This window comes from Streptomyces sp. NBC_00057, from assembly GCF_045041165.1.
Taxonomy (GTDB): Bacteria; Actinomycetota; Actinomycetes; order Streptomycetales; family Streptomycetaceae; genus Streptomyces.
The window spans coordinates 5,325,304-5,351,521 of sequence record NZ_CP108256.1 but is presented as its reverse complement, the minus strand read 5'-3'; the positions used below and the strand labels follow the sequence as shown (position 1 = coordinate 5,351,521).

The following is a 26,218-nucleotide window of genomic DNA, read 5'->3' as shown; positions in this document are numbered from 1 at the left end:
AGCATCCGTACCCTTCGCGGACCCGGCAACTCCTACGCCGGGCCCGTCCGCGTCGCAGCGAACGGCAAGTGCGTGATGTGGGGCGGCGGCATCAACGAGGCGTCCTACACGAGCGGATGGAGCCACTGCGGCTGACCGGTACGCCGTCAGCTCCCAGGACAGACCCGTGCCCCGCAGCGCTTGCCGTGCTGCGGGGCACAGGCGTGACCCGGACGTCGAGCCGTACGCCAATCTGCTTGGTCAGCTGATTCGCATCATTTTCTCGCCGAAGGTCGGGGCCTCCAGATCCTGCTGAAGGGCCACGGGGGCGCTGACCTTGCCGCTCCCCGTCCCCACGGTGACTACGCCCACCTCTGTGCCCGCTGCCGCGCTGTTCGGGATGTCCTTGCCGTTGCCCGTCACCGAAAGTTCAACCTTGAGGCCCGGCCAGCCCATCGCCTTCAGGCTCTTCGTGGCGACCACCGGAGTCCTGCCGCCGTACCCATCGTCCACGTACCCGACGACGTCGCCCTTCTTGACGACCCTGGCGGAAGTGACGGTCTTCTGCACGTCCTGAATCAGCTTGAGACTCCTGTTCAGCGACTGCTCAAGACTGTCGTAGACCCGGCCGGTGCCGGCCTGCTGGCCCATGACGGCTCCGTAGACCCAGAGCTTCTTGCCATCCACGACTGTGTTGGCGGACCAGAGCAGGTTGCCGCCCGCCGGGGTGGAGGAGCCCGTCTTGATGCCGCTCACACCGGGTTGCAGCAGGATGGTGTTGTTGTTGTAGATCTTGCCGTCGATGCCGTCGATCTCGACCTCGGGCGTATCGACAATCTCCCGGAACACCTCGTTCTGCATAACCGCCTTGGCCAGCTTGACCTGGTCGGTCGCGGTGGACACCGTGGTCTTCTCCAGACCGCTCGGGTCCGTGTACGTGGTGTTGGTCATCCCGAGCGCCTTGGCCGCGTCGTTCATCTTTGTCACGAAGGCGGCTTCACTCCCCGAGTCCCAACGCGCCAAGAGCCGCGCCGCATTGTTCCCGGAGGGAATCATCAACAGCTGGAGCATCTGCTTCTCGGTGAGCCGCTGCCCCTTCTGCAGCGGAGCCGTCGACTCGTCCGGACGCTTGGACTCGTCCTCCGCCTTCTGGTCGACAGTGATCTTCTCGCCATTGTCCTTGGCGGTGAGGGGGTGCTCCTTGAGAATCACGTACGCCGTCATGACCTTGGCGACGCTGGCGATCGGCACGGGCTTCTGGGCCCCGTCCGTGCCGAGGGATCCGACACCGTCAACCACCACCGCGGACTGGCCCTGGCCCGGCCAGGTCAGGTTCGGTGCACCCCCCTCGAAGGTGTACGTCGGGTCGGCCGAGAGTCCGAGGGCGGGCTCCGGAAGCGGGCGCACTATCTGCGCGATCGCAAAGATGATCAGCAGCAGCAGGACCAGCGGGGTCCAGATCTTGACCCGGCGGACAGCGGTGCGGACCGGCGTCTCAGGCGGCGGAGGCGTGTTCGTCAGCTCGGCCAGCAGGTCGAGCGGCGGCTTGGGCGGCATCGGCTGCTGCGTGGTCCGCTCGGCTCCGGAGAGGGAGACGGCGGGGGGCGGCGGGGTGCCGGGCGCCGAGGCGGAGGCGGCTGCCGGTGCCTTGGGCTTGCGGGGCACGGGAGCCGGTGCCGGTCGTATGTCGTCCCCGCGCAGCGGTACGAACTTGCTGGTCCGCTCGGCGGCGGACTCGGGCTTCGACTCCGAGTCCGAGTCCGGCTTCGCTGCGGGCGGAATGATCTTCAGCGCGGTCGTCGGCTGATCGACCTTGGCCGCGGCGGGCGCCCTGAAGACGGCGGTCGGCTGATCGATTCCGCGCTCGCCCTCGGCGGTGTCCGGCTTGTCAGCCTTGCCCGCCTTGCCTGCTTTGCCTGCCTTGCTGTCGGCGTCAGCGGTGTCCTCGGGGTCGGCTTCTGAAGCTTCGGCGTCTTCGGATGCGTCATCGGACAGCTCGTCTGCGGCATCGGCATCGTCTGCGGCATCGGCATCGGCATCGGCATCCGCATCATTCGACGCGGTCGCCTTGTCCGAGGCTCCGTCGGCCGGAGTGACCGACTCTGGCGCGTCGCCCTCCGACACGGCGTCAGTGCCCGCGTCGGTGTCCGCATCCGCGTCGATCTCAGTCTCGTCCCCGGACGTGGCGACCTTCGCGTCGTCGCCCTTCGGGTCCTCGTCGCTCTGGTCGTCATCCTTCGTCACCCACGCAGCGACCGCCGCACGCAGCCGAGCGTCGCCCTCCTCGGGCGCAGCGGCATCAGCGGGCTCGGTGACATCCGCGTCCTCCGAGGAATCGGCGACGTCCACGCCCTCCGCGCTCTCCACGCCCTTCGAGGACCCGGCGGCCTCGGCGGAGTCATCGGAGGACTCAGAGGCCCCGTCCGGGCCCTCAGTGGCCTCCCCCGCCCCCTTGACGGCCTCAGCGCCCTCAGCGCCCGAGGAGCCACCCTGAGCCCCGGAGGCCTCCGGCTGCCCCGAGCCCTGGCCCGCCTCGCCGTCCTCGCCGTCCCCGGACGGCCGCGCCCGGAAGACGGCCGTCGCCGAATCCGTCCCGACGCTCTCGGAGCCCTCGCCGTCGCTCGACGGGACCGGCTCCGTGCGGAAAGCGGCCGTCGCTGTGTCCGTCCCGCCGCCGGCTTCGGCCCCGGCGGGCGGTTCACGGAGGACGGCAAGCCGCGGATCGCTCTCACTCCGCGCCGTCCCCGACGACTTCTGCTGCTTCGACTTGTCGGGGGACTCGCCCGCCACCGATGCCTCCTCCATGCGGCGCGGGGACATCCCCGCGCTGTCCGAACCATCTACCAGTGTCCCGTGTGAACCACCGGCCCGGCTGCTAGACGAGAACGACATACCTACTGGTTCCCGCACAAAGCACCCAGGCGCCCTCGACAGACCAATGTGAGAGGGGTCACCCTGTCATTCATCCACGCGGGGAGGCATGGATGGGCAGGAGCCGCAGAACAATTCCGGAGGAGCTTCTGCTGCTCGCTCTGGACCCGGCCACGGGTACCACAGCGCAGCCGCAGTCGCTCGACCTCGGCCTCGCCGGAGCTCAGCTAGTGGAGCTGGCTCTGGCAGGACGGATAGCCCCTGACGGGGATCGTATCGCCGTGGTGATGCCACGGCCGACAGGAGATCCGACTCTGGACTCCGCACTGGAACTGCTGCGCCGACGCGGCAGCCCGGTTCGGGCGGTCCACTGGATTGGCGGGCCCCGGCTGGGGCTGCGTCAGATCTACCTCGCTCATCTGGAGCGATGCGGCATGGTGCATGCCGTGGCGGGCCAGATGTGCGGAGTGCTGCCGACAACTCGCTACCAGGCGACGGACACGGCAATCAGCCGGGACATCAGATCCAGGCTGGACAGTGCGATCCGCACCGGCGTACCGCCGGACCCGCGGACCGCGGCGCTCGCCGCGCTGGCCCACGCGGTCGGACTCGGCAAGCACCTGTATCCCGGGAACGAGGGGCGTTCATCGCGCTCCCGGCTCCGGGACCTGATCAGGCACGACCCGATGGGCGGACTCGTGGCGCATGCCGTGATGGACGTCCAGAACGGTGCGGTCGCACAGCCGCGCCGTAACCAGGCGGCCGGAGTGCCGTTGCAACCGCAAGTGCAGTCGCAGTCACGCCGCGGCAGCATGGCGCACACCGCGGCCCACTAGGACCGCACCCGTCGCCACACGCACCGCAGCACCGCAGCACCGCAGCACCGCAGCACCAACCGAATACCGCCGCACCGTCGTCCCCAAGACCCGGTTCGGGAGCCGCACCATGCGCGGGGCAGCCGGAATCATGGCTGCCCCGCGCGCCTGCGTGTCGCCATTTCCCAGCGCGGCCGGGGGCATGGGTGGCAATCTGCTCAGCAGTAGATACGCACAGCTACACAGCCGGAGGTGCCGTTTCCGTGCCGTCCAACGTCAATCCCACCGTCAGACGACGCCGGTTGGGCCAGGAATTGCGCCGACTGCGCGAGCTCAAGGGCATGACGGCCGAGGAGGTGGCGGAGCGGCTGCTGGTCTCGCAGTCGAAGATCAGCCGCCTGGAGAACGGCCGCCGCTCCATCAGCCAGCGCGATGTACGTGATCTCTGCGGGGTGTACGAGGTCGAGGACCACCGGATCGTCGACTCGCTCATGCAGATGGCCAAGGACTCGCGCCAGCAGGGCTGGTGGCATGCCTTCGGTGACATCCCGTACAGCGTCTACATCGGCCTGGAGACCGATGCCGAATCGCTGCGGGTGTACGAACCCCAGGTGGTGCCGGGCCTGTTGCAGACCCGGAGTTACGCCGAGGCGCTGATCCACGGCGCGCTGCCGGAGGCCCCACCTGCCGACATCGACAAGCGCGTCAGCGTCCGGGCCCGCCGCCAGGACCGGATCACCTCCCCGGAGAATCCGCTGCGGCTGTGGGCGGTGATCGACGAGTCCGCGCTGCACCGGCTGGTCGGCGGCAAGCAGGTGATGATCGAGCAGCTGGAGCAACTGGTCGAGCTCTCGCACCTGCCGCACGTGACCGTGCAGGTGCTGCCGTTCGAGATGGGCGCGCACCCCGGCATCAACGGGCAGTACGCCATTTTGGAATTCCCGGACGCCGCGGACTCCAGTGTCGTCTATATCGAAGGCGTCACCAGTGACCTGTATCTGGAGAAAGCCAATGATGTGCAGCGGTACAGCGTCATGTACGAGCACCTGCGGGCACAAGCGCTGAATGTGGAACAGACCCGGCACTTCATCAGCAACATGGCGAAGGAGTACACCGGGCGCTCGGGTGCGTAAAACCGGACAGCCCACAAAGTCCGGTATGCGGGAAATGGAGCGATGTTACGGACGGGCGGCGGCAAGGTACACCGCCGCCCGTCCGCAGTGGAAGACTTGATGGTTTATACCATCCGGTCGAGTGAACGCCCCCTTCACTCAAGAGCCTTGGCGAGTAGCGTCGATCACGCCAACCGGAACGCTGTTGGTGTCTTTCACACGACTCTCTGAACCGGAGTGAACATGGCCATTCGTCAGGGTGCTACGGACAAGTGGACGAAGTCCTCGTATTCCGGGGGCAACGGCGCCTGCGTCGAAGTCAAGTCTCCTCTCGCCCAAGCCATTGCCGTACGCGACTCGAAGGCTCCCGAGGGCCCTTCGATCACGTTCGTCCCCGCCGCGTGGAACGCCTTCGTACGTGACGTCGGCAAGGGCGCCGTCGACGCCTGACCGATACTTTCCGCCGTTCGCATCGCAGCATCGATTCCGGTGTTGCCGGTAGCCCTCTCGACCGGTCCGCCGTCCTGGCCGAGGGGGCTCGATGCCCGACCCGGAGCATGCTTGACCGGGAAATACCCGGCCGGGAAATGCCTCCCCCGGAGTTCCGGGGATCTCAGCGCAACTGGTCGACGTACCGGTCGGTGCCGGGCACGGTCGGAATGAACGGCGCCATCAACTCCACCCGCCCCAGGCCGGATTCCTCGACCATCGCGTCGAGCCCGGTGAAATGCCCGTCCCAGCAGTCCCGCGGGTCCTCCTGAAGGAACCACAGCAGGGTCAGCCGGGTGTCGACGCCCTCGACCTGCTTCACGTAGGTCATCCGGTCGCCCGGCAGCGGCGTGGGGCGGAAGACGGTCACCATCGCCACCGGGGAGCCGCCCAGCCGCTCCGGAAGATGCCGCGAGCGCAGCCATTCCAGCAACTCGGCCCGCTGCGCCGCCCCTTCGGTGTCGATCACCTGAAGGACCAGCCCACGGTAGGGGTGGTCGAGTGCGTGGAAGTCCCGGGGCCCCGCGGCGCCGTCCCGGTAGACCGTCGCCTCGTGGTCCTGGAACGACGTGAACACATGGGTGCGGTCCTGGTAGACCCGGCCGTCCCGGTTCAGCCGCTTGTTGATCCCGACGGTCCACCTCATGTGGTCGTCGTAGCGCCCGTCCGTCACCCAGTACGTGGACAGGTAGCACCCCGCGCCGAGCGGCTGCGCGACCGCGGAATTCTCCGGGTAGCGCAACTCCTGGAGCTCCCGGGTGGCCACCCAGCGCCGCCCGGCGAACATCCAGGGCATCGCCATCGCGCCTGCGTAGTAATGATCGTCTTCGTACCAGCGGTTGTACGCGTACTCATGGCCCGGGTGCGGTTCGACCATGGTGATCAGCGCGTGGCCGGGATGGACTCCGTACGGTCCCAGCGCGGCCAGTTCGGCGTACGTGTCACTCCGCGTCTCGTCGCTCATGCCGTTCCCCTTCCGTACTCCGCAGCGGCGTCCTACTCTGACGCCCCGTCAGAAGAACTGCCAGAGCCGGGAGGCCACCGATGTTGCTCGCGGGGAAGACCGTCATCGTGTCCGGGGTGGGCGCCGGGCTCGGACACCAGGTCGCGGCGACGGTCGTACGGGACGGCGGCAGCGCGGTACTCGGGGCGCGTACCGCCGCCAATCTCGCCAAGTCGGCCGCGGAGATCGACCCGGAAGGCCGGCGCACCGCCCATCTGGCCACCGACATCACGGACGAGACGCAGTGCGAGGCGCTCGCCGCACTGACGCTGGAGCGGTTCGGACGGATCGACGCGGTGGTCCATGTCGCCGCCTGGGACAGCTGCTTCGGCGGGATCGAGGACGCCGACTTCGCCACCTGGCAGTCGGTCATCGACGTCAATCTGCTCGGCACGCTACGGATGACCCGCGCCTGCCTGCCCGGCCTCAAGGAGCGGGGCGGCTCGGTGGTCGTCATCGGCACGCAGTCCTCGGTGGCCGCACCGTCCCAGGTGCAGCAGGCGGCGTACGCGGCCTCGAAGGGTGCGCTCACCTCGGCGATGTACTCCATGGCACGGGAGTTCGGCCCGCACCGGATCCGGGTGAACACGGTGCTGCCCGGCTGGATGTGGGGTCCGCCGGTGCAGGCGTACGTACGGTTCACGGCGCACACCGAGGGCGTGCCCGAGGCCGAGGTGCTGGGCAGGCTCACCGAGCGTATGGCGCTTCCGGACCTTGCCACGGACGGCGATGTGGCCGAGGCCGTCGCATTCCTGGCCTCGGACCGGGCGCGAGCGATCACCGGGCAGTCCCTGCTGGTCAACGCCGGCGAGCTGATGCGGTAGGACCAGTTCGCAGGGCCGAATCATAGGTCCGTTCACAGGGCCGTTCACAGGGCCGTTCACCCGGGACGGTTGTCAGCCGCGCGGATAGCGGGTCAGCCAGCCCGGTGCGGCGGCCGACGGGCTGTGCAGGGCGGGGCCCTGGGTCATCTCCATCGCGAAGTCGTCGGCGAGTTCCAGGAGCGTGGCCCGGCCCTCCAGTTCGGCGAGCCAGGCCGGTGGCAGCGCGGTCTCGCCGTGCAGCGCGCCGAGCAGTGCCCCGCACAGGGCTCCGGTGGCCGCGGAAGGTCCGCCGTGGTTGACGGCCAGCCGCAGCCCGTGCCGCACGTCCTCGCCGACCAGGGCGCAGTACACGGCGACGGCGAGGACTTCCTCGGCGGAGTCCGTGGCCCCCAGCGACTCGATCAGGGCCGGTCCCGGAATGCCCTGGCGTACGGTGCCGAGGGCCTGCTTCAGCGCCTCGGTGACCGGTTCGTGCCCGGGGCGCTCGGTGAGCAGGGCCAGGGCGTGCTGGACGGAGCCGTCCAGGGTCTCGCTGCGGGCCAGCCCGTGCACGATGACGGCCAGGGCGCCCGCGGAGAGCAGCGCGGCAGGGTGGCCGTGGGTCTGGGCGGCGCATTCGACGGCGAGTTGGAGGACGAGCTGGGGCTCCCAGCCGACGAGCAGCCCGAACGGCGCGGACCGGGTGAGGGCCGCCGAGTCCCGTGCGGTGGGGTTCTTGGGCTTGTCGAGTGTGCCCATGGTGGTGTCGCCGAGGCCGGTCAGGCATTCCCGGGTGGGGGCGCGGCGGGCGTAGAGCCACTCCTGCTGAGCGAGCCAGCCGTTGTCCTTGCGGCGCTCGTCGGGCCCCCAGTCGTGCTGGGTGGCCGCCCACCGCCGATGGGCCCGGTGCACATCGGTGGGCGGGTGCCAGGCGCCGGTGTCGCGGCGGACCTGGGCGCGGATCAGCCCGTCGACGGTGAACAGGGTGAGCTGGGTGACCGCGGTGACGGTGCCGCGTCCGCCGTGCGCGGGTACGAAGTCGGTGACGGCTTCGGCGCCGTGGGCCACCCGGATCTCTTCGAGCGTGAGCCCGTCGACACCCGCGCCGAGCGCGTCGCCGATGGCCCCGCCCAGCAGAGCGCCGCGCACCCGGCTGCGGAAGTCCTGCTGCTCGGCACGGCCCCAGACAGCTGTGGTCCCTGTGCTCACCGTGCCCCTCCCCCGTCGGCCCACCCGCCTGCGACTGCGCAGCACTGTAATCGAACGGGAACGGGCGGTTGAGGGGGCGGAATTGGGTACGAGCGGGTATGTGGACGGACGTCCCGCAGGTCGTTTTTGACCGGTCGGGCGCCGGTCGGGGCCGGGCCGGAGGCGTACGGCACCCCCGCGTCGCCATAAGCGTTCTATAGTGAACCTATGGCAACCACGACTATCCAGGTCCCCAAAGAGACCCGCGACCACCTCGCTCAGCTCGCCAAGGAGCGCGGCCTGAGCCTGGGCCAGCTCGTCGATCAGCTGGCCGCGCAGCAACCCACCGCCGCCCAGATCGCCGAGCGCGTCGCGACCACCCGACGCGTCCTGCGGGAGCGCATGGGGTGCACCTTGACCGACGAGGAATTCGAACAGGGTCCGAACGTGCTGGCCAATGTGTACGCGATGGCTGCCGAGAAGATGCACGCCGGGCGGGACAAGGCGGCGTGATCATCCTCGACACCAGTGCGGTCACGGCACTCGCACAGGGTCATCGCGCCCTGCACCTTCTCGCCGACAATGTCGCCCACACGCCCGGAGACCGGCTGCACATCCCGGCCTTGTGCCTCATGCAGGGCGAAGCGGCATCGGAGGGGCTGGCACGCGATGTGCTGGCGCTCCCGGGAGTCTTCGTCGACCCACTCGACCAAGCGGCAGCAGCCACCATCGGCGGCATGGTACGCGACGGCTGGGGAGGGCCCGACACCTGTCACGCGTTGTACGTCGCGACGCCTCACCAGGAAAGCGGTGGCATGTCGATCATTCTGACCGGACGTGAAGGTGACTATCCGCCCGGCATCCTCACCGTCGACATCGACTCGCCCGGGATGCTCGGCTTCCACTGAGCCCCGGCGGCACAGACCTCCGCAGCGTCGCGTTCAGCAGTGCTGGCGCCCGCCCCGGCTGTGCGCGACGGCCAGCACCTCCCGTCCGACGGGCGACCACCGCGGCACCGCTCAGATCGCGATGGACTCCCAGAGGGCGATCAGTTTCCGGGCGAGCGATGGGGCACCTGCGGCCAGGACCATGGCCACACCTACCTCGGGCCCGTCCCCGGCGGCGCGACGGAGTAAAGCTTGCCGGTGGGGGCACTAGGCGAAGGCGAAGGCGAGGACGATCAGTACGGCGAGCACGGCAAACGTCTCCCACCGGTCCGCGCGCAACAGTGTGCTCAACGACAGGGATTTCCCGGACCGTTGGGCCCGTGAGCCGCTGGAGGCCGAGTTGTCGTCGGACGTGTCATCGCTCATCGGGCCCATCGTAGCGACCGTTTCCGCGTGCACCCCGCCCGCTGGTCCCGCGGACCGTATGCATGGCCGGTCGGTGAAGACATACGGCTCAGTCCGGCAGCACGGGAAGCAGCTCCGGAAGGTGTCCGTCGGACGCGGCAGCCGCCGCCACCCGCTCCTGCGGCACCTCCCCGTACAGCGTCGTACGCGGCTTCGCCGGGCGGCCGGCCAGCTCGGCGATGGCGACCAGGTCCTGGATCGACCGGTACGAGCCGTAACTCGACCCTGCCATCCGGGAGATGGTCTCCTCCATCAGCGTGCCGCCCAGGTCGTTGGCGCCCGAGCGCAGCATCTCGGCCGCGCCCTGTGTGCCGAGCTTCACCCAGCTGGTCTGGATGTTGGTGATGTGCGGGTGGAGCAGGAGCCGGGCCATGGCGGTGACGGCCCGGTTGTCGCGGTCGGTCGGGCCTGGGCGGGCGATGCCTGCCAGGTAGACCGGGGCGTTGGTGTGGATGAAGGGGAGGGTGACGAACTCCGTGAAGCCGCCGGTCTCCTGCTGGAGGTTCGCCAGGGTCCTCAGGTGGCCGAGCCAGTGGCGGGGCTGGTCGACATGGCCGTACATCATCGTCGACGACGATCGCAGGCCCACCTCGTGGGCGGTCCCGATGACCTCCAGCCAGGTCGCCGTGGGCAGCTTGCCCTTGGTGAGGACCCAGCGGACCTCGTCGTCCAGGATCTCGGCCGCCGTACCGGGGATCGAACCGAGCCCGGCCTCCTTCGCGGCGATCAGCCAGTCGCGGATGGACATGCCGGTGCGGGTCGCCCCGTTGACGACCTCCATCGGGGAGAAGGCGTGCACATGCATGCCGGGTACGCGTTCCTTCACCGCCCGCGCGATGTCGAAGTACGCGGTGCCCGGCAGGTCCGGGTGGATGCCGCCCTGCATGCAGACCTCGACCGCGCCGACGTCCCACGCCTGCGCGGCCCGGTCGGCGACCTGGTCCAGGGAGAGGGTGTACGCGTCGGCGTCGGTGCGCCGCTGGGCGAAGGCGCAGAAGCGGCAGCCGGTGTAGCAGACGTTGGTGAAGTTGATGTTCCTGGTGACGATGTACGTGACGTCGTCACCGACCACGTCACGGCGCAGGGTGTCGGCGATCCGGCACAGTTCGTCGAGCGCCGGGCCGTCCGCGTGGAGCAGGGCGAGCGCCTGGTCGTCGGTGAGTTTCGTCGGATCGTCGGCGGCCTGGCCGAGCGCCTGGCGTACGTCGGCGTCGATGCGGGACGGGACCATGCCGGGGGCCGCCGCCTCGCGCAGCGCCTCCCAGTCCCCGTACACCTCGTCGAAGTCTTCGCGGCGGTCGCCGGTGCGGCCCTGGGTGTCGATGGTGCGGTGCAGATCGGTGCGGCCGGTGGCGCCGAACTCCTCGTCGGGCTCCTGCCAGGGCAGGCCGACGGGGATCGCGCCTTCCTTCGCGAGGCCCGTCTCCGGATCGGCGAGGGCGCGGACGTGCGGGAGCAGGCGGGGGTCGAGCCAGGGCTCGCCGCGCTGGATGAACTCCGGGTAGATGGTGAGGCGTTCGCGGAGCGCGAAGCCCGACTCGGCGGTCTTCGCAGCCAGTTCGTCGATGTGGGGCCAGGGGCGTTCGGGGTTCACATGGTCGGGGGTGAGCGGGGAGACGCCGCCCCAGTCGTCGATGCCCGCGCCGATGAGCAGCGCGTACTCGGCGTCGACGAGGTTCGGCGGCGCCTGGATGCGGGCGGACGGGCCGAGGATGTGCCGGGCGACGGCGATGGCCGCGGCCAGTTCCTCCAGCTCGGCGTCCGGCATGCCGCGCATCGCGGTGTCCGGCTTGGCGCGGAAGTTCTGGACGATGACTTCCTGGATGCCGTGGTAGGCGCGGGCGGTCTTGCGCAGCTCGAAGAGGGAGTCGGCGCGCTCCTCGTACGATTCGCCGATCCCGATCAGGATGCCGGTCGTGAACGGGACGTTGGAGCGGCCCGCGTCTTCGAGGACGCGGAGGCGTACGGCCGGTTCCTTGTCCGGGGAGCCGTGGTGCGGGCCGCCCGGTTCGGACCACAGGCGGGTCGCCGTCGTCTCCAGCATCATGCCCATGGAGGGGGCGACGGGCTTGAGCCGCTGGAGGTCGGTCCAGGTCAGCACGCCCGGGTTGAGGTGCGGGAGGAGGCCGGTCTCCTCCAGGACACGGATCGCCATGGCGCGTACGTACGCGAGGGTGTCGTCGTACCCCTCGGCCTCCAGCCACTCCCGTGCCTCGGGCCAGCGGTCCTCGGGCCGGTCGCCGAGCGTGAACAGCGCTTCCTTGCAGCCCATGGCCGCGCCCTTGCGGGCGATGTCCAGCACCTCGTCGGGCGACAGGAACATCCCGTGGCCCGCGCGCCGGAGCTTGCCGGGGACGGTGACGAAGGTGCAGTAGTGGCACTTGTCGCGGCAGAGCCGGGTCAGCGGGATGAAGACCTTGCGGGAGTACGTGATGACACGCGGCCGGCCGGCGGCTTCGAGGCCGGCGTCGCGCACCCGGGCGGCCGAGGCCGCAAGATCCGTCAGATCGTCACCTCGTGCCTGGAGCAGCACGGCGGCCTCGGTCACATCGAGAGCGACACCGTCGCGGGCCCGCTTGAGGGCGCGCCGCATGGAATTGGTGGTCGGACGTCCGCGCTGAGGATCGGTCATGGAGCGAGCATACGAGCGAGGCGCGCGCCCCGGACCAGGGCCTCCGCCGGGAGTGACCGTGACCGCCGGGCATCCGTCGTCACCCACGACCGCCGCATGCGAGCCCGCTTCACCGGCAACCACCTGGAGCTGAGCGCAGGCCGCATCACACAGCACCGGTCACTCGCGGCGACAGAGCGGGCCGCCCCCGCCCGGAGCCCGATCCACCCGCCGACTCACTCCTGAGCACGCACCTTCCCCTGCCCGGGGTGGCCCGGCCCGCTCTTCGGCCGGGCCGGGCCACCCCACCCGTATCCGCGCGGCCCGATAATCGCTGGATCCGGCCCGGGCGCATTGTTACGGTCACCTCGACCACGGTGTCGACCGTCGCCGAACCATGGGCGCTTGCCCTGGAAAGAAGTTGATGTATGCCCCGGCCAGTAGTTCCGAGCTTCCCTCGTCGCGCCTCCATCCGCGCCGGGGCCATCGGAGCTGCGTGCATGCGCACGCCCGCGGCATCGTGCTGACCCGCGTTCCCTGACCGGTACGCGTTTCCGCCTCGTCAGTACGTGATCCCGGCTGACGACTCACGCCTCTGAGGCCCATGCCCCCGAGGGCTGCTCGGTACTTCCCTGCTGCATTGCTCATCCTCTTCGGCAAGGAGAAAACCGGGTGTCCACCGACAACCCCCAGAACCGTTCGACCAAGTCCTCCGCCAGCAGCGCCGGCGCCTATCTGAGGACCGACACCTTCATCTGCCTGTGGTGCGGGCTGACCGTCGCCACGCTCGCGCCCGACGGCAGCCGTCACAACCATTGCCCCAGCTGCTTGCACTCGCAGCACTGCCTCGACCACATCGAGGGCGGACCGTCCGACTGCGGGGCGCGTATGACCCCGATCTCCATCGCGGTGCTCCGCACCGGTGGCTGGATGGTCATCCACCGGTGCACGCGCTGCGACGAGCTGACCTCGAACCCGGTCTGCGGAGACGACAACCAGCTGATCCTGATGCGGATGGCCGTACGCCCACTGGCCCAACCGCCTTTCCCGCTCGAAGCGTTCGGTGACCTGTGAGCCGGCGGCGACGACCGAGAACAGGACGGAGGACCCCCCGTGCCACGGCGTAGACCCCGACGACCGTCCCACCGCCCGCAGAGACGCAAGGACGTTCTGCACGGACCGGGCGGCGCTCATGGCGACGCGTTCCGTTGCGTCGGCTGCCGGCTCGACGTGCCGCTGATCGCACCGGGCACCGCCCATCGCAACCACTGCCCGCACTGCCTGACCAGCCTGCACGTCGATCTGCGGATTCCGGGAGACCGGGCCGCCGACTGCCGCGGGCGGATGACGGCGCTCAGCCTGTCCGTGCGGCAGAACGGGGAGTGGTCGATCATCCACGAGTGCCTGACCTGCGGCGAGCTCAGCGCCAACCGCATCGCGGGAGACGACAACGCCCTGGCGCTGATGCGCATGGCCGTACGTCCCCTGTCGGACACCGTCGTCCCCGTGCGAGCACTGCTCGCGCTGTGACACGGGGGCGCCCGGTCACCGCCGTGATGACGACGGCGACCGGGCGCCGAGGCACCGATACCGCCGCCAACTGGACACAAGATGCAACAAGTGTACACTTCCGTGTATGAGTGACACGTTGCCGATCACTGAAGCCCGCGCCCGCTTCGGCTCGCTCGTCCGCAGAGCCTCGAATGCCCGGGAACGCATCACGATCACCGACCACGGTCAGCCTGCGGCCATACTGATCAATCCTCAGGAACTGGCCGAACTGGAGGATGCTCTGGCCCTCGCCCAGTACCAGGCACGCCAGGCCGCCGGCACCGTGGAAACCGTTCCGCATGACCAGGTCCGTGCACGACTTGGCCTGGAGCAGCGTTGACGTATCTGATCACGTGGGACGAGCACGCCATCGACCAGGCTGCCCGGTTCCTCAAGGACGATCCCGACGGCTTGCGCCAGTTAATGGATGCCGTCGACCTCGTCGCCGACAACCCTCTGCCTCAAGGATCTGCACCATACGGCTCCCACACGCTGCGACGCGTGCACGTCGGGCGCTACCGAGTGCTGTACGAGATCGCAGAAACCCAGGTCACCATTATCGTGATCCACCTCGGCCGCGTCGGCTGACCGTCACGGAGTCGTGGCCAACTGGGCCCACACCGTCTTGCCCACAACCCACTCCGTCACGCCGGGCACGGCGCGGTGCTGGACGCATGGGGCGAGGACCTGGAACTGATGCGACCGCAATAACCGCAATAGCGGGGTCACACGCGGGGTGCAGGCCATTCCTGGGCGTCCACCCATGCGCCGTACGGAGTCCAGGGGACGGTGGGGAACTGCGTCCGCAACGCCTCCAGGTCCACCTGGTAACCGGTGTCCGCCAGAAAGCTGTACATGGCGAACATGTCGGGGTTGGTGCTACGCAGGTCCGCCAGCGGCGTCTGCCGGAACGCGACCGTGCCGCCCGCGGCCCGTCCGATCTCCTCGGCCATCCGGACCGGCGTGGGATCGTCGCCCGCCACCTCGATCCGCTGCCCGATCCAGCGGTCCGGATCGGCCACGACCGCGGCCACGACACGGCCCAGGTCCTGCCGTGCCACCTGCTGGAGGGGGGTGTCGCCGGGAAGCGGCATGGTGAGGAGGCCGGCGGCGACCTCGTCCAGCGCGCCCAGCGCGTTGTCGTAGAAGTAGGTCGGTGCCACCACCGTTGCCGGAAGTCCGGAGCCGGCGAGCAGTTCCTCGGTCCTGGCCTTGGTCTCGAAGTGCGGGATGCCGGTGCCACGGTCCGCACTGGCGACGGAGGCCAGCACCAGATGCGGCAGTGCGGCGTCCTCGGCGGCCCGCACGATCGCCGCGCCCTGGGCCACCTCCGCGTCCAGACCGTCCTGGAACGGTGTGGTGACGGCGAACGCGGCCGTCGTGCCCCGGAACGCCTCGGCGAGCGAGCCCGCGTCGAACAGATCCCCGGGGACGACCTCCGCTCCGGCCGCCGCCAGCGCCTTGGCCCGCCCGCTGCCGGGATCACGCACCACGGCGCGCACGGCACGCCCTGCCTCCAGCAGGGCGGCGGCCACCGCGCCGCCCTGGCCGCCGGTCGCTCCGAGTACCGCGATGGACATGAGGTCTCCCTGGTCGACGGATATGGGTCCATGCTGACCAGCGGCGGCCGGACCTGCCACCAGGAGGGCCCCGGGTGGTGGGCGTCGGCCCTGCCGCGAATCCGTCTCAAGGATGACAGGCGAGCAACTCGGCCCAGACCGTCTTGCCCACGACCCGGCCGGTGATTCCCCAGGACGTGGCCAGCGCCTCGACCAGGTGGAGGCCGTACCCCGACTCTGCGCCACTCGTCGGCGCACACCGCTGCGGCCCCCGCTCACCCAGTGCGTCCGACACCTCGACACGGAGCGTGTCCGCCAGGCTGAGAAGCCTCAGCTCGAAGTCCCGCCCCTTCACGTGCCCGTGCAGCACCGCATTCGCCGCCAGCTCGGCCACGACCAGGGCGGCATTGTCGGAGAGCTCGCTCCCGTACGGCACACCCCACTCGTCGAGTTGATGCACAGCGAGCCGACGGGCGAGCCGCGCGCCTCGGCGGGTGGCGCTGAAGCGTTGGACGAACTCGGCGCCCACAAGAGTGATTTCGGCGTTCATGTGACTCAGCGTGTCCGGTTACTCGTACGCTGACCAGGAGTGACACCACGACTCCGAGGAGCTGTACGGGCACGCCCGGTCGGCTGTACGGGGCGTCGGCCGTGACCGGGCGGACAGAGGGCGGTGCGGGGCGGATGGCAAATGCGGAACGCGAAGAACGACCGGAGCGACCGGCCGAGTCGGACGGGACGGCGCACCTGTTCAGGGCGCTGGGCAAGCAGATCAAGGTGCTGCGAGAACGCGCGGGCCTGAGCCAGAAGGATCTGGGCACGGCGACACACTGCGGCGAAGACCTGATCTCAGCGATGGAACGGGGTGTACGGACACCTCAGCCGGACTTCCTGGGCCGCGCGGACCAGGTGCTGGACGCGGGCGGGGTGCTTCGAGCAGCGGTCGACGAGGTGCGGGAGGCACTGTCACGGTCACGGACGCGGCACCCGGACTGGTTCCGGGACTTTGCGCGGGTGGAAGCCGATTCCGTGGCGCTCCACGAGTACAGCAACCAGGCGATTCCCGGCCTGCTCCAGACAGAGGAGTATGCGCGGGCAGTGTTCACGAAGCGCCGCCCTCTGCTGGACGAGCAGACAGTAGAGAATCGGGTCGCGGATCGACTCGCCCGCCAGCAGATTTTTGAACGCTGGCCCGCGCCGACCTTCAGCTTCGTGGTTGAGGAAGCAGTCCTTCAACGCCCGCTCGGCGGACGTACCGTCCACGTCGGCCAACTGCTTCGGCTGAGCCAGGTCGGCCGCATGCGAACGGTAGAACTTCAGGTCATGCCAATCGACCGAGACGAACATCCCTCGATGGATGGCCCATTCACCCTTCTCACCCCCAAGGGCCGTAGCGAGGCGGCGTACACAGAGATTCAGGGGCATGCCCGCCTCGTCACCGATCCAGACGAGGTCCGCTTGTTCAACGAACGCTATGGAATCATGCGGGCGCAGGCTCTCACCCCCAGGGAGTCCTTGACGCTGATCGAGAAGATGCTGGGAGAGCGATGAACACCGAGCAACTGCGCTGGTTCAAGAGCAGCTACAGCGGCGGCGAGGGCGGAACCTGCGTCGAGGTGGCCTACGACTGGCGCAAGTCCAGTTACAGCAGCGGCGAGGGCGGCGCGTGCATCGAGGTCGCGACCTGCCCCACCACCATCCACATCCGCGACTCCAAGAACGTCCAGGGCCCCCACCTCGACGTCGCCCCCGCCGCCTGGTCCGCCTTCGTCTCGTACGCGCGCCAGGGCTGAGCGCGGCCCGATCCGCCTGGCACACCTGGTCCCGCACCGGATCGCGACAGCCGCGACCCGGTGCGCCGCGACCCGGTCGACCGCGACGCGGCGGCCCCCGACGTAAAGGCTTTAAAGGCTTTGGGGAGAAGGAACTTCCCAACCAAACCCCTCCCCCGGCCTCAACCAGCGGCCCGTCACTCACACGGGTGAGGTTTGCCAACTGAGCTGGATTTCATAGCGGTTGGCTGGCATATGCTCGCCGCGACAACCGCAAACATGCGTCGGCCCCCGGCCGGGACTCGCAATCCCGATCGAGGGCCTGACCACCGAGGAAGACGAGACCTTCCCGATGGATACCCAGCAGATTAGCGCGCCCTCGCGCGCCCCGTCTCCCGTTCGCGGGGACGCCACGCCGTCATCCGGTGTCGTACACATCAATTCCCGGCACACCAGCCGCTTCACGGTCGTCGGCAACCACCTCGCCCAACACCGCGAGCTCTCCCTCCTCGCGATCGGCCTCGCCACCCACATCCAATCGCTCCCCGCCGGGGCAAAGGTCGGGATCAAAGCTCTCGCCGAACGCTTCCCGGACAGCGAGGCCCGCATCGCCGCCGCACTGCGCGAACTGGAAGTCCACGGCTACCTGCACCGCACCCGCGAACGCCTCCCCAACGGCCACGTCGTCACCCGCACGTGCTCGTAAAACCAACCGGGCTCCATCGACGCCCACCCCGCCCCGGCCCGCAAGCGGGGCACCAAGCCGGATGATTGCGTCGAAGGAAGCCGTGGTGTGGAGCGCGACGTCGGCGGTCCCGGTCCGGTTCGTCAGGCGATGACGGGGACGGCCTCGGCGCGGTTGGTGGCCCAGTTGGTGACGATGGGCTTGTCGACGTTGGCAGTGTCGGGGAGCTTGAGTTCGGCGGGGTTGGGATCGTCGTCGGTGGTGGCGATGATGACGTTCTCGAACTCCTTGCCGGCATTGCTGTTGGTGGTCTTGGGGCTGATACCGGTGTATGCGACGGTGGAGCCCGTGAGCTTGATGGGGTCTTCGCCACCCTGTCCGACGGGGGAGGCGACGCCGTCGGCGCCGGAGCCGAAGGACACGCTGGGGGTGTTGATCTCCAGGTAGCAGGTGATGCCGGACTTGGCCTTGGCGGTGACGAGGTAGTAGCCGCCGGCCTGGGACTCCGAGGTGACCGTGAAGTCCAGGTCGTTGGTGCCGCAGGACTGCCCGTAGCCGCTCTTCCCGCCGTCGCCGGAGTCGGTCTTGTCGGTGGAGCCGCTGGAATTGGAGCCGCTGGAGTTGGAGCCGCCGGTGGAGGAGCCGCTGGTGGAGGGGCTGTCGCTGGAGGGGCTGTCGCTCCCGCCGCTGCCGGCGGAGGCGACGGCGGAGGGGGCCGCGGAGCTGCCGGCGTCCGCGACGTCGTCGGGGTCGCAGGCGGTGGTGGTGGCGGCGAGGGCCGTCACGGCCACGGCGGCCAGGACGAGACGGGCGGAACGGGCGGCGAGACGCGAACGCATCGTGATCTCCAGCGACTGTCGGTTGCGGTGTTTCCTGCTGACACCGATCACACTAGGGCCGATTCGATCCTGAAATGATCCTGTGAATGTCCGGGTCCTGTCTCAGCAACTTCGGTTCCAAGAAATGGCGTTGGATTGCACCAACCCCAGCTCAAGGGGCATGTCCGGGACCAAGCGTCAGAACTGCGACATCGCGAGATCAAGTGGCTTCGCGATCACGGCACCCGCGTCCATTGCTCCTGGGGACCACTGGCCGCCGCCAGCAATGAAGAGACCAGCTGAACACCAGACAGCGGCCCCGGACCTCACCCGGTGCCGCGCAGTACTTCACCCATGGACCGGTGTACCCGGCCGTCGCGCCAGGCCCGGTAGGCCCGGTAGGCCCGGTAGGCCACGGTCCCGTCGGCCGCCTCCTCGCGCGGCAATCGTGCCGCGCCGAGGAGCAGGCGGAAGCAGTTCACGCAGGGCGCCCCGTGCCCCAGGCCCTCCTCTGCCTCGCCAGACGCCGAGCCGACGTGCTGTTCGCGATGCTCCGCGACGGCACCTTCTACGAACCCCACCCCTCCCCAACGGGTTGACGAAACCCATAGGGGCACCCCCGGCCAGGGCGTTTCCCTGGCCGCAGGGGGCACTCGCGTATCAGCCTGCGGGGGAGTCGCTGACCTTGCCGAGCGGGCTGATCCGGATCGGCCGGTTGGTGCTTTGGGAGTCCGGGTTCTCGGCCGGGAGGGAGCCTGCGGGCCAGGCGATGGTGACGGTCTTCGTCTCGTTCGGCGGAGCTTTCCCGGCCGGGTCGCGCTCGGTATGCATGTGCTCGACTGCGTAGTCCACGGCTGGGACGTCGCTCAGACCATCGGTGTTGCCTTCGATCCGGGCGCCGACCTCGTCCGCTACTCACTCAAGGTCGCGGCGCTGATCCCGACCGGAGCAGCATCCGGCGACCGGCCAAGGACTGCGTTCGCCCCGGCGGTCGAGATCTCCGCGAGCTCTCCCGCCCTGGAGCGGCTGCTCGGACTCGTCGGCCGTCGTCCAGCGGCAAGCTGAGCGACGGCTCATAGGCAAAGCTGTTCTGAACGCCCAGATCAAAAACGATCAGTTGCTCGATGAGGTCCTCGAAGTGCTGTGGCTTGGGCTCAGCGAGGAGGAAGTCCGCGTGTTCAGCGAGCGTTATGGGATCATCCGCTCGCGGGCTCTCACCCCCACGGAGTCCTTGACGCTCATCGAGAAGATGCTGGGAGAGCGATGAACACCGAGCAACTGCACTGGTTCAAAAGCAGCTACAGCAGCGGCGAGGGCGGCGAGTGCATCGAAGTCGCCTACGACTGGCACAAGTCCAGTTACAGCACGGGCGAAGGCGGCAACTGCGTCGAGGTCGCAACCTGCCCCACCACCATCCACATCCGCGACTCCAAGAACATCCAGGGCCCCCACCTCGACGTCGCCCCCGCCACCTGGTCCGCCTTCGTCTCGTACGCGCGCCAGGGCTGAGCGCGGCCCGATCCGCCTGGCATGCCTGGTCCCGCACCGGATCGCGACAGCCGCGACCCGGTGCGCCGCAACCCGGTCGACCACGACGCGGCGACCCCCGACGTAAAGGCTTTAAAGGCTTTGGGAAGAAGGAACTTCCCAACCAAACCCGCTCCCCGGCCTCAACCAGAGCCCCGTCACTCACACGGGTGAAATTTGCCAACTGAGCTGGATTTCAAAGTGGTTGGCTGGCATATGCTCGCCCCCACAACCACAGACATGCGTCGGCCCCCGGCCGGGACTGCAATCCCGATCGAGGGCCTGACCACCGAGGAAGACGAGACCTTCCCGATGGATACCCAGCAGATTAGCGCGCCCTCGCGCACCCCGTCTCCCGTTCGCGGGGACGCCACGCCGTCATCCGGTGTCGTACACATCAATTCCCGGCACACCAGCCGCTTCACCGTGGTCGGCAACCACCTCGCCCAACACCGCGAGCTGTCCCTCCTCGCGATCGGCCTCGGCACCCACATCCAGTCGCTGCCCACCGGTGCGAAGATCGGTATCAGGTTCCTCGCCGACCGCTTCCCGGAGAGCGAAGCCCGTATCGCCGCCGCCCTGCGCGAACTGGAACTCCACGGCTACCTGCGCCGCACCCGCGAACGCCTCCCCAACGGCCGCGTCGTCACCCGCACCTGCTCGTACAACCAACCGGGCTCCATCGACGCCCACCCCGTCCCGGCCCCCAAACGACGCCCCAAACCCACCCATCCAGCCCCGGTCGCTGCCCCGGCCCCAGCTTCGGTCGCCACTCCCGCGCCACCCGAGGCGCCCGCACCCACACCCGTGGCCGCCGCACCGCCCTACGTCCCCGCCCCCACCGCGCCCAAGCCCCCACCCCCACCACTCCCCCAACCCACCAAACCCCTCCCCCAACTTCTCCGCGCCGCCACCGCGCTCCTCACCGACATCCACCGCCGAACACCCCACATCGCCCTCACCGAAAGCGACATCCACCACCTCGCCCCCGCCGTCGCCACCTGGTTCGAACGCGGCACCACGCCCGCCGCCGTCCGTCAGGCCCTCACCAACGACCTCCCCCACCCCCTCAAATTCCCGGCCAAATTCTTGAGGCACCGCCTCATCGCCCTCCTCCCACCCCCGACCACTCCCGCCTACCAGCCCACCCCACTCCAGAACTGCGACCGCTGCGACCGCGCCTTCCGCTCCCCCACCCCCGGCCACTGCCACGACTGCGCAGCCGACGAGCCGCACCTCCTGTCGGCCTGAACAAGTGAGATCTCTACCCTGTGGTGATCACTGCTGCAGGAAGGTGCCCGGCTGGTCGGGGTCCGGCCTGGAGGTGGGGGCCCTGCTCATGTTGCGCCTGGGCCGCGTTCGGGTGCCCCAGCTCGGGGCCGGCAGACCCCGTACCCGGCCCCGGCGAGTGCGGGCCGACAAGGCGTACACCTCCCGAAAGAACCGCGCCTACCTGCGCAGACGCGGGATCCGCTGCACCATCCCGGACAAGGCCGATCACGTCCGCAACCGCAAGAAGCTCGACTCCCGCGGCGGCCGTCCGCCGAAGTTCGACAAGACCGGCTACCGCGAGCGCCATGCGGTCGAGTGCGGCATCAACCGCCTCAAGAGGCACCGGGCCGTAGCTACGAGGTACGGCAAGCTCGCGGTCCGCTACGAGGCGACCGTTCTCATCGCGGCCATCAATGAGTGGCTATGACCAGCCGTTATACGCAATCGGCCAGGGTGGCGTGAGCGTCAGGAAGTCATCGCGGCTTGGTCGGACTCGCTGTGAAGAACGCAGAATTCGTTGCCTTCGGGGTCAGCAAGGACTGCCCAGCCCGAGCCATCGGGATTCCGGTGATCGGTTACAAAGGTGGCACCGAGGCCCAGCAGCCGTTCCACCTCCCGCTCACGCGAGGTCTCAGGGCGCAAGCACAGGTGAATCCGGTTCTTGATCGTCTTGGACTCGGGCACCTGGTTGAAGTACAGGACTGGGCCCTCCGCCAGCAGCACCAGAGTCTCCCGGTCACCTGGTTTGACCTCCGGATGCAGCGGACGGCCAGTCACCCTGCTCCAGAACTGGGCCAGTTCGTAGGCATCCGCACAGTCAATCGCCACGTTCTGCAATACCGAAACCATGCGCGCGAGCTTTCCTGACTTCCATTCCAGTCGCAACCGAGTTGCGCTCAGCCTTCGCGCACACATAGCTCAGGCGCATGGCGGCACTTTCGACGCACGCCCTACACGAGGGCCACGGCGAACAGCGTGAAGGCGAGCACGATGACGCCCACGCGGACGTAGTGGAACCGGTCCCAACGCCCCACCTGCTGCTTCCAGTCCGCGGGCACGCCTTCCTGTGACCAGGTCGCGACGCGTGAGTTGATCGGCACGAGCAGCAGGATCGACATCACCACGCTCACCACGAGCAGCACTGCGCCCGCGGCGACGAGCGACGCGCCCGCGTCGCCCCACGCCAGCGTGGACCACACCGCGCCGAGGACGACCGAGCCGATGTACCAGAACGGCATGACCCGGCCCAGGACGCGCGCCCCGTCGCTTCGCGCTTCGACCCCGCCGTCGTTCGGAAGCCGGTCGAGGATCGGGTTCACGAACACCGCCACCGCGAACTCCACGCCCACCATCAGCCCGACCACAACGACCGTGACGACGGCCAGTACGTCCTGCATGACGCCTCCAAAGCCTGAGCGACCTAGCGGCGCTAGGTTCTGATGCGATGCTAGGCATGCCATCGCTCCATTGTCTAGCAGTGCTAGAATCTGCTTATGTCAGTACACGAACGCAAGGAACGCGAGCGGGCCGACCGCCACAGGCTGATCGTCTCCACGGCCCGCGAACTCGCCGAGGCCCACGGCTGGGACGCCGTCACCACGCGCCGGCTCGCCGAGCGGATCGAGTACAGCCAGCCCGTGCTCTACAGCCACTTCCGGGGCAAGAACGAGATCGTGGGAGCGGTTGCGCTGGAGGGGTTCGCCGAGCTGACGACCGCGCTGCGCGTCGCGGTGCCGGAGGGGCCCGCCGGCCGGGAGGCGGTGGCCGAGCTGGCCCGCGCCTACACCGACTTCGCCGCGCACAATCCCGCCCTGTACGACGCGATGTTCAGCCTCGACAACGGCCTCCCCTTCGCCGATGAGACCACCCCCGCTCCACTGCGCGAAGCGTTCCAGGCCCTGCTGGACCCGCTCGTCGACCACGCGCACCCCGATGAACCGGGGTTGTTCGTCGAGACGTTCTGGGCCGCGCTGCACGGACTGGTCACCCTCACCCGCGCCGGACGCCTGCCCGCCGACCGGGTCCCCGACCGCCTCGCGCTCCTGGTCGACCGCTTCGTCCCCCGCTAGGGTCCACGCCGGCCCGGCTCGCCGCCTGTTCTCCGGATCACCACGTCCGGGCTCAGATCGAGTGGGGGTGTCCGCATCAGGATTCATGACGCCCCCTCACACGGCACTCGTGCCCGATGCGGACGATGCCGAGCGCCATCCCTGCCCGCGCCGCCAGACTCATCCCGCCCCCGTTGAAGTGCAGGTTTCCTTATCCTGGCCGGATGACCACTCCTCCTGAACTCGTCATATTCGACTGCGACGGCGTACTCGTCGACAGCGAACGCATCGCCGTGCGCATCCACGTCGAAGTGGGCGCCGAGCTGGGGTGGCCGCTGACTGCGGACGAGGTCGTCGAGAAGTTCGTGGGCCGGTCCAACAAGTCGATCGGTGTGTTGATCGAGGCCCACCTGCCCGGCCGGTCCGCCGCCTGGCAGCGGCGCTTCGAGGACCTCCACCGCGCCGCCGTCGACACCGAACTCGTCGCGGTCGAAGGCATCCACGAGGCGCTGGCCGCCCTCGGGCTCCCCACCTGTGTGGCATCGAGCGGCAGCCACGAGAAGATGCGCCACACTCTCGGCCACACCGGACTCCACTCCCACTTCGAGGGCCGCATCTTCAGCGCCAGTGAGGTCGCGCACGGCAAGCCCGCACCAGATCTCTTCCTCCACGCGGCACGGCAGATGGGCGTCGAGCCCGCAGCCTGCGTCGTCGTCGAGGACAGCAAGTACGGCGTGCAGGCGGCCCGTTCGGCCGGGATGCGGTCGCTCGGCTACGCGGGCGGGCTGACTCCGGCGCACTGGCTGGAAGGCCCGGACACTGTGGTCTTCGACGACATGCGCAAACTGCCGACACTCTTGGTGGAAATCTGACTCCTGATCAACTCGGCTCCTCGCAAGTAAGGCACGTCAGGGTGACCGCTACTCTGTCCTCCCCCTGCCACGAGGCGGGGAGAACAGGGGTGGGACATGCGCAGAAGAATCGCTGCGGCCTCCGTGGTCGCGGCAGTGGCCACCGGGATCGCGGTGGCGCCGGCCGCTCACGCGGAGGGGCGGGGTGACATCCGGGTCACCAAGACCGTCGTGAACGGTGGCAGCAACGTGATCGTCGGAGTCAAGAACGTCAAGCGGTTCCCGATCACCATGACGATCAAGGACAACTCGGGGGTGAAGGGGGTCGCCGATGTGTCCGCGTACAACACGACCAATGGTCATGGGCCGGTAGACCACCTCGGCACGACGTGCAAGAAGGTCAGCACGACGACGTCCGTGTGCACCGCGACGATGGAGATCGACCCAACGTGGATCGACTCGTACGGAAGCGGCAACGAGGGCTGGGACGCCAACGCGGTCGCGGGGAACTGGCAGGTCAACGCCACGGTCCAGGCCAATGACCGCGACTACTGGATCTCCGACCGCATCGCCCTTTTCAAGGTGAAGCGCGCCGCGACCCTGACCACGGACGCCACGCCCGAGCCGGTCAGGAAGGGGGGCACGCTGACCGTCACCGGAAAGCTGTCGCGGGCCAACTGGACGGACCTCAAGTACCACGCGTTCACCAAGCAGGTGGTGAAGCTGCAGCACAAGAAGCCCGGCGGCGCGTACAGCACCGTGACGACGGCGACCACGGACAGCAAGGGCCATCTCCGCGCGACGGTGAAGGCCACTGCTTCGGGCAGCTGGCGCTGGGCGTTCCTCGGTACGACCACGACCATGAAGGTCGTCTCCACCGGCGACGCCGTAACGGCGAAGTGACCTCGTGACCCGTCGGCGGGCCGTTTCCGGCCCGCCGACGGGTCACATTTTTGCGGGACCTTGCCACCCCTCAAGGAATATGGCGGGCGAGCCGACTACTCCACGAAACTCCAAGTGACGTCGATGCCCCCCAGATCGAGGGGGGCGAGCGCCTCGAATGCGGCCCGCGTCAGACTGAGGCCATACCTTCCCGACCCTGGGCTTTCGTCAAGAACCGTCGCGATTATGGACTCTCCGTTGTGCGTGACCACGACCTTCCTTCCGCAGTGAGGAGCCGGGTATCCGGATCCAAACATGCTGGGGCCGAGCGCAACAACGAAGTCGCTGTCTCTGAAGACTTGGCCGCACGCCCCCACACCGGCGTCGTAGTAAGTCGCCGTTCCGTTGTAGCCCAGCGGCGGCTGTTCCGCTGACTTGCCCTGCTCCGGAGGCGGTGTCGTTGTCTGGTCCGGCTCTGGGGGCGATGCCGTTGTCGTGCTCTGCTCCGGGGGCGGCGTTGTTGTGCTGCCCGGCCCCGGAGGTGGTGCGGTTGTGCTGCCCGGTTCCGGGGCAGGAGTGGAACCGGGCAACTCGGTCAGGGTGGGGGCGGGTTCCTCCGGTAGCCCTGAAGCGCTCAATGCCGGGATGGGGGTGCCGGTGTCCTCCGATGCGGAGGCGGTGGCGACGGTGATCACGGCAGCGGAGCCGACGGCCAGCAGTGCGGCCACGGCGATTTTGGCGATTCTTGCTCTCAACGTTCCCTCTCTGAATGTCACATTCCGGACGGCGCGCATTCGGGGCATTCGTGACGGGGTGTTCCACGCGACGATTCCTCGCCATCACGCCACCGCGATGCTCGCCAGCATGGGCGGTGATCGCAGCGGCCCCATGATGACCAATCCCGCTGACGCTCCACTAACGCCCCGCTGACGTTCGGCAACAGGCCGCGAAAGCCACGCCCGGCCACTGCCGTGACTGCCGCACCGCCGCGCTCCACCCGCCGTCCCGTGCGACGGTTCAAGGCTGCGCC

33 protein-coding genes and 1 pseudogene are annotated in these 26,218 nt (G+C 68.8%); 22 read left to right on the top strand and 12 right to left on the bottom strand.

Going from position 1 to position 26,218, the window contains the following annotated elements:
- Positions 1–240: 240 nt before the first annotated feature.
- Positions 241–2,799 (bottom strand): serine hydrolase, encoded by a 2,559-nt coding sequence (locus tag OG953_RS25235; RefSeq protein ID WP_405687063.1) that lies wholly within the window; start codon positions 2,797–2,799, stop codon positions 241–243.
- 164 nt (positions 2,800–2,963) lie between these two features.
- Between OG953_RS25235 and OG953_RS25230 the strand changes: the two genes are divergently transcribed.
- The 3 genes from OG953_RS25230 to OG953_RS25220 all read left to right on the top strand — a co-directional run bounded on the left by OG953_RS25230 (position 2,964) and on the right by OG953_RS25220 (position 5,227).
- The gene (locus tag OG953_RS25230; RefSeq protein ID WP_093894223.1) at positions 2,964–3,686 is read left to right on the top strand and encodes a GPP34 family phosphoprotein; all 723 of its coding nucleotides are present in this window, start codon (positions 2,964–2,966) and stop codon (positions 3,684–3,686) included.
- A 242-nt stretch (positions 3,687–3,928) separates the two neighbouring features.
- Positions 3,929–4,798, top strand: a complete 870-nt coding sequence (locus OG953_RS25225) for a helix-turn-helix domain-containing protein (RefSeq protein WP_405687061.1) — start codon at positions 3,929–3,931, stop codon at positions 4,796–4,798.
- A gap of 222 nt (positions 4,799–5,020) precedes the next feature.
- A complete protein-coding gene (locus tag OG953_RS25220; protein ID WP_266360788.1) occupies positions 5,021–5,227 on the top strand; it encodes a DUF397 domain-containing protein in 207 nt (68 codons plus the stop codon).
- A 163-nt stretch (positions 5,228–5,390) separates the two neighbouring features.
- Here OG953_RS25220 and OG953_RS25215 read toward each other — a convergent pair whose 3' ends face one another.
- Entirely contained in the window at positions 5,391–6,230 is an 840-nt protein-coding gene (locus tag OG953_RS25215) for a hypothetical protein (RefSeq protein ID WP_405687060.1), read from the bottom strand.
- A gap of 80 nt (positions 6,231–6,310) precedes the next feature.
- Between OG953_RS25215 and OG953_RS25210 the strand changes: the two genes are divergently transcribed.
- A complete protein-coding gene (locus tag OG953_RS25210; RefSeq protein WP_405687058.1) occupies positions 6,311–7,093 on the top strand; it encodes an SDR family oxidoreductase in 783 nt (260 codons plus the stop codon).
- 72 nt (positions 7,094–7,165) lie between these two features.
- Here OG953_RS25210 and OG953_RS25205 read toward each other — a convergent pair whose 3' ends face one another.
- On the bottom strand, positions 7,166–8,281 hold the full coding sequence (locus tag OG953_RS25205; RefSeq protein ID WP_405687056.1) for an ADP-ribosylglycohydrolase family protein: 1,116 nt from the start codon (positions 8,279–8,281) through the stop codon (positions 7,166–7,168).
- A gap of 207 nt (positions 8,282–8,488) precedes the next feature.
- Between OG953_RS25205 and OG953_RS25200 the strand changes: the two genes are divergently transcribed.
- Together OG953_RS25200 and OG953_RS25195 are read left to right on the top strand one after the other, a co-directional pair.
- Positions 8,489–8,773 carry a hypothetical protein gene (locus tag OG953_RS25200; RefSeq protein WP_405687054.1) on the top strand — a complete coding sequence of 95 codons (285 nt, stop codon included), beginning with the start codon at positions 8,489–8,491 and terminating at the stop codon, positions 8,771–8,773.
- Positions 8,770–9,168, top strand: coding sequence for a hypothetical protein (locus tag OG953_RS25195; protein WP_405687053.1), 399 nt, complete (start codon positions 8,770–8,772; stop codon positions 9,166–9,168). The genes OG953_RS25200 and OG953_RS25195 overlap by 4 nt, the downstream gene beginning before the upstream one ends.
- Before the next feature lie 246 nt (positions 9,169–9,414).
- Here the strand turns inward: OG953_RS25195 and OG953_RS25190 are convergent, their stop codons facing one another.
- Positions 9,415–9,573 (bottom strand): hypothetical protein, encoded by a 159-nt coding sequence (locus tag OG953_RS25190; RefSeq protein WP_405687051.1) that lies wholly within the window; start codon positions 9,571–9,573, stop codon positions 9,415–9,417.
- Between the two features lie 88 nt (positions 9,574–9,661).
- A complete protein-coding gene (locus OG953_RS25185; protein ID WP_405687049.1) occupies positions 9,662–12,244 on the bottom strand; it encodes a bifunctional FO biosynthesis protein CofGH in 2,583 nt (860 codons plus the stop codon).
- A 651-nt stretch (positions 12,245–12,895) separates the two neighbouring features.
- Here OG953_RS25185 and OG953_RS25180 point away from each other — a divergent pair.
- The 4 genes from OG953_RS25180 (at position 12,896) to OG953_RS25165 (ending at position 14,362) form a co-directional block, all read left to right on the top strand.
- A complete protein-coding gene (locus OG953_RS25180) occupies positions 12,896–13,297 on the top strand; it encodes an RNHCP domain-containing protein (RefSeq protein ID WP_405687048.1) in 402 nt (133 codons plus the stop codon).
- Positions 13,298–13,336: 39 nt separating this feature from the next.
- Positions 13,337–13,753: an RNHCP domain-containing protein gene (locus OG953_RS25175; RefSeq protein WP_405687046.1), complete on the top strand. Its 417-nt coding sequence runs from the start codon at positions 13,337–13,339 to the stop codon at positions 13,751–13,753.
- 106 nt (positions 13,754–13,859) lie between these two features.
- Entirely contained in the window at positions 13,860–14,114 is a 255-nt protein-coding gene (locus tag OG953_RS25170; protein WP_405687044.1) for a type II toxin-antitoxin system Phd/YefM family antitoxin, read from the top strand.
- The gene (locus OG953_RS25165) at positions 14,111–14,362 is read left to right on the top strand and encodes a type II toxin-antitoxin system RelE/ParE family toxin (RefSeq protein ID WP_405687043.1); all 252 of its coding nucleotides are present in this window, start codon (positions 14,111–14,113) and stop codon (positions 14,360–14,362) included. The genes OG953_RS25170 and OG953_RS25165 overlap by 4 nt, the downstream gene beginning before the upstream one ends.
- Positions 14,363–14,499: 137 nt before the next feature.
- Here OG953_RS25165 and OG953_RS25160 read toward each other — a convergent pair whose 3' ends face one another.
- Both OG953_RS25160 and OG953_RS25155 read right to left on the bottom strand, forming a co-directional pair.
- The gene (locus OG953_RS25160; protein WP_405687041.1) at positions 14,500–15,354 is read right to left on the bottom strand and encodes an NmrA family NAD(P)-binding protein; all 855 of its coding nucleotides are present in this window, start codon (positions 15,352–15,354) and stop codon (positions 14,500–14,502) included.
- A 106-nt stretch (positions 15,355–15,460) separates the two neighbouring features.
- Entirely contained in the window at positions 15,461–15,883 is a 423-nt protein-coding gene (locus tag OG953_RS25155; protein ID WP_405687040.1) for an ATP-binding protein, read from the bottom strand.
- Positions 15,884–16,017: 134 nt separating this feature from the next.
- On the opposite strand from OG953_RS25155, the gene OG953_RS25150 reads away from it, so the two are divergent.
- The 3 genes and pseudogenes from OG953_RS25150 to OG953_RS25140 all read left to right on the top strand — a co-directional run.
- Complete coding sequence (locus OG953_RS25150; protein WP_405687039.1) at positions 16,018–16,884, top strand: helix-turn-helix domain-containing protein; 867 nt, start codon at positions 16,018–16,020, stop codon at positions 16,882–16,884.
- Positions 16,881–17,126 carry a DUF397 domain-containing protein gene (locus tag OG953_RS25145; protein ID WP_405687037.1) on the top strand — a complete coding sequence of 82 codons (246 nt, stop codon included), beginning with the start codon at positions 16,881–16,883 and terminating at the stop codon, positions 17,124–17,126. Before OG953_RS25150 ends, OG953_RS25145 begins: the two co-directional genes overlap by 4 nt.
- Positions 17,127–17,457: 331 nt before the next feature.
- A pseudogene (locus OG953_RS25140) lies at positions 17,458–17,808 on the top strand (helix-turn-helix domain-containing protein); the annotation flags it as partial.
- 125 nt (positions 17,809–17,933) lie between these two features.
- Here the strand turns inward: OG953_RS25140 and OG953_RS25135 are convergent.
- From OG953_RS25135 to OG953_RS25125, 3 genes are all read right to left on the bottom strand, one after another.
- On the bottom strand, positions 17,934–18,629 hold the full coding sequence (locus tag OG953_RS25135) for a hypothetical protein (RefSeq protein WP_405687036.1): 696 nt from the start codon (positions 18,627–18,629) through the stop codon (positions 17,934–17,936).
- 305 nt (positions 18,630–18,934) lie between these two features.
- Positions 18,935–19,189: a hypothetical protein gene (locus OG953_RS25130; RefSeq protein ID WP_405692474.1), complete on the bottom strand. Its 255-nt coding sequence runs from the start codon at positions 19,187–19,189 to the stop codon at positions 18,935–18,937.
- Positions 19,190–19,268: 79 nt separating this feature from the next.
- Positions 19,269–19,439: a hypothetical protein gene (locus OG953_RS25125; RefSeq protein ID WP_405687034.1), complete on the bottom strand. Its 171-nt coding sequence runs from the start codon at positions 19,437–19,439 to the stop codon at positions 19,269–19,271.
- On the opposite strand from OG953_RS25125, the gene OG953_RS25120 reads away from it, so the two are divergent.
- From OG953_RS25120 to OG953_RS25100, 5 genes are all read left to right on the top strand, one after another.
- Positions 19,440–19,673 (top strand): hypothetical protein, encoded by a 234-nt coding sequence (locus OG953_RS25120; protein ID WP_405687032.1) that lies wholly within the window; start codon positions 19,440–19,442, stop codon positions 19,671–19,673.
- A 52-nt stretch (positions 19,674–19,725) separates the two neighbouring features.
- Positions 19,726–19,875 carry a hypothetical protein gene (locus tag OG953_RS25115; RefSeq protein WP_405687030.1) on the top strand — a complete coding sequence of 50 codons (150 nt, stop codon included), beginning with the start codon at positions 19,726–19,728 and terminating at the stop codon, positions 19,873–19,875.
- Complete coding sequence (locus OG953_RS25110; RefSeq protein ID WP_405687028.1) at positions 19,872–20,117, top strand: DUF397 domain-containing protein; 246 nt, start codon at positions 19,872–19,874, stop codon at positions 20,115–20,117. The genes OG953_RS25115 and OG953_RS25110 overlap by 4 nt, the downstream gene beginning before the upstream one ends.
- Before the next feature lie 330 nt (positions 20,118–20,447).
- The gene (locus OG953_RS25105; RefSeq protein ID WP_405692048.1) at positions 20,448–21,386 is read left to right on the top strand and encodes a helix-turn-helix domain-containing protein; all 939 of its coding nucleotides are present in this window, start codon (positions 20,448–20,450) and stop codon (positions 21,384–21,386) included.
- An 88-nt stretch (positions 21,387–21,474) separates the two neighbouring features.
- On the top strand, positions 21,475–21,834 hold the full coding sequence (locus OG953_RS25100) for a transposase (protein ID WP_405687027.1): 360 nt from the start codon (positions 21,475–21,477) through the stop codon (positions 21,832–21,834).
- Between the two features lie 38 nt (positions 21,835–21,872).
- On the opposite strand, the gene OG953_RS25095 is transcribed toward OG953_RS25100, so the two are convergent.
- Positions 21,873–22,256: a VOC family protein gene (locus OG953_RS25095; protein ID WP_405687026.1), complete on the bottom strand. Its 384-nt coding sequence runs from the start codon at positions 22,254–22,256 to the stop codon at positions 21,873–21,875.
- A 101-nt stretch (positions 22,257–22,357) separates the two neighbouring features.
- Complete coding sequence (locus tag OG953_RS25090) at positions 22,358–22,804, bottom strand: anthrone oxygenase family protein (RefSeq protein WP_405687025.1); 447 nt, start codon at positions 22,802–22,804, stop codon at positions 22,358–22,360.
- 96 nt (positions 22,805–22,900) lie between these two features.
- Here OG953_RS25090 and OG953_RS25085 point away from each other — a divergent pair, with 96 nt between their 5' ends.
- From OG953_RS25085 to OG953_RS25070, 4 genes are all read left to right on the top strand, one after another.
- Complete coding sequence (locus OG953_RS25085; RefSeq protein ID WP_405687023.1) at positions 22,901–23,476, top strand: TetR/AcrR family transcriptional regulator; 576 nt, start codon at positions 22,901–22,903, stop codon at positions 23,474–23,476.
- A 203-nt stretch (positions 23,477–23,679) separates the two neighbouring features.
- Complete coding sequence (locus tag OG953_RS25080; protein ID WP_405687022.1) at positions 23,680–24,327, top strand: HAD family hydrolase; 648 nt, start codon at positions 23,680–23,682, stop codon at positions 24,325–24,327.
- Positions 24,328–24,423: 96 nt separating this feature from the next.
- A complete protein-coding gene (locus OG953_RS25075; protein WP_405687021.1) occupies positions 24,424–25,209 on the top strand; it encodes a hypothetical protein in 786 nt (261 codons plus the stop codon).
- Positions 25,210–25,845: 636 nt separating this feature from the next.
- Positions 25,846–26,118 (top strand): hypothetical protein, encoded by a 273-nt coding sequence (locus OG953_RS25070; RefSeq protein ID WP_405687020.1) that lies wholly within the window; start codon positions 25,846–25,848, stop codon positions 26,116–26,118.
- Positions 26,119–26,218 lie beyond the last annotated feature (100 nt).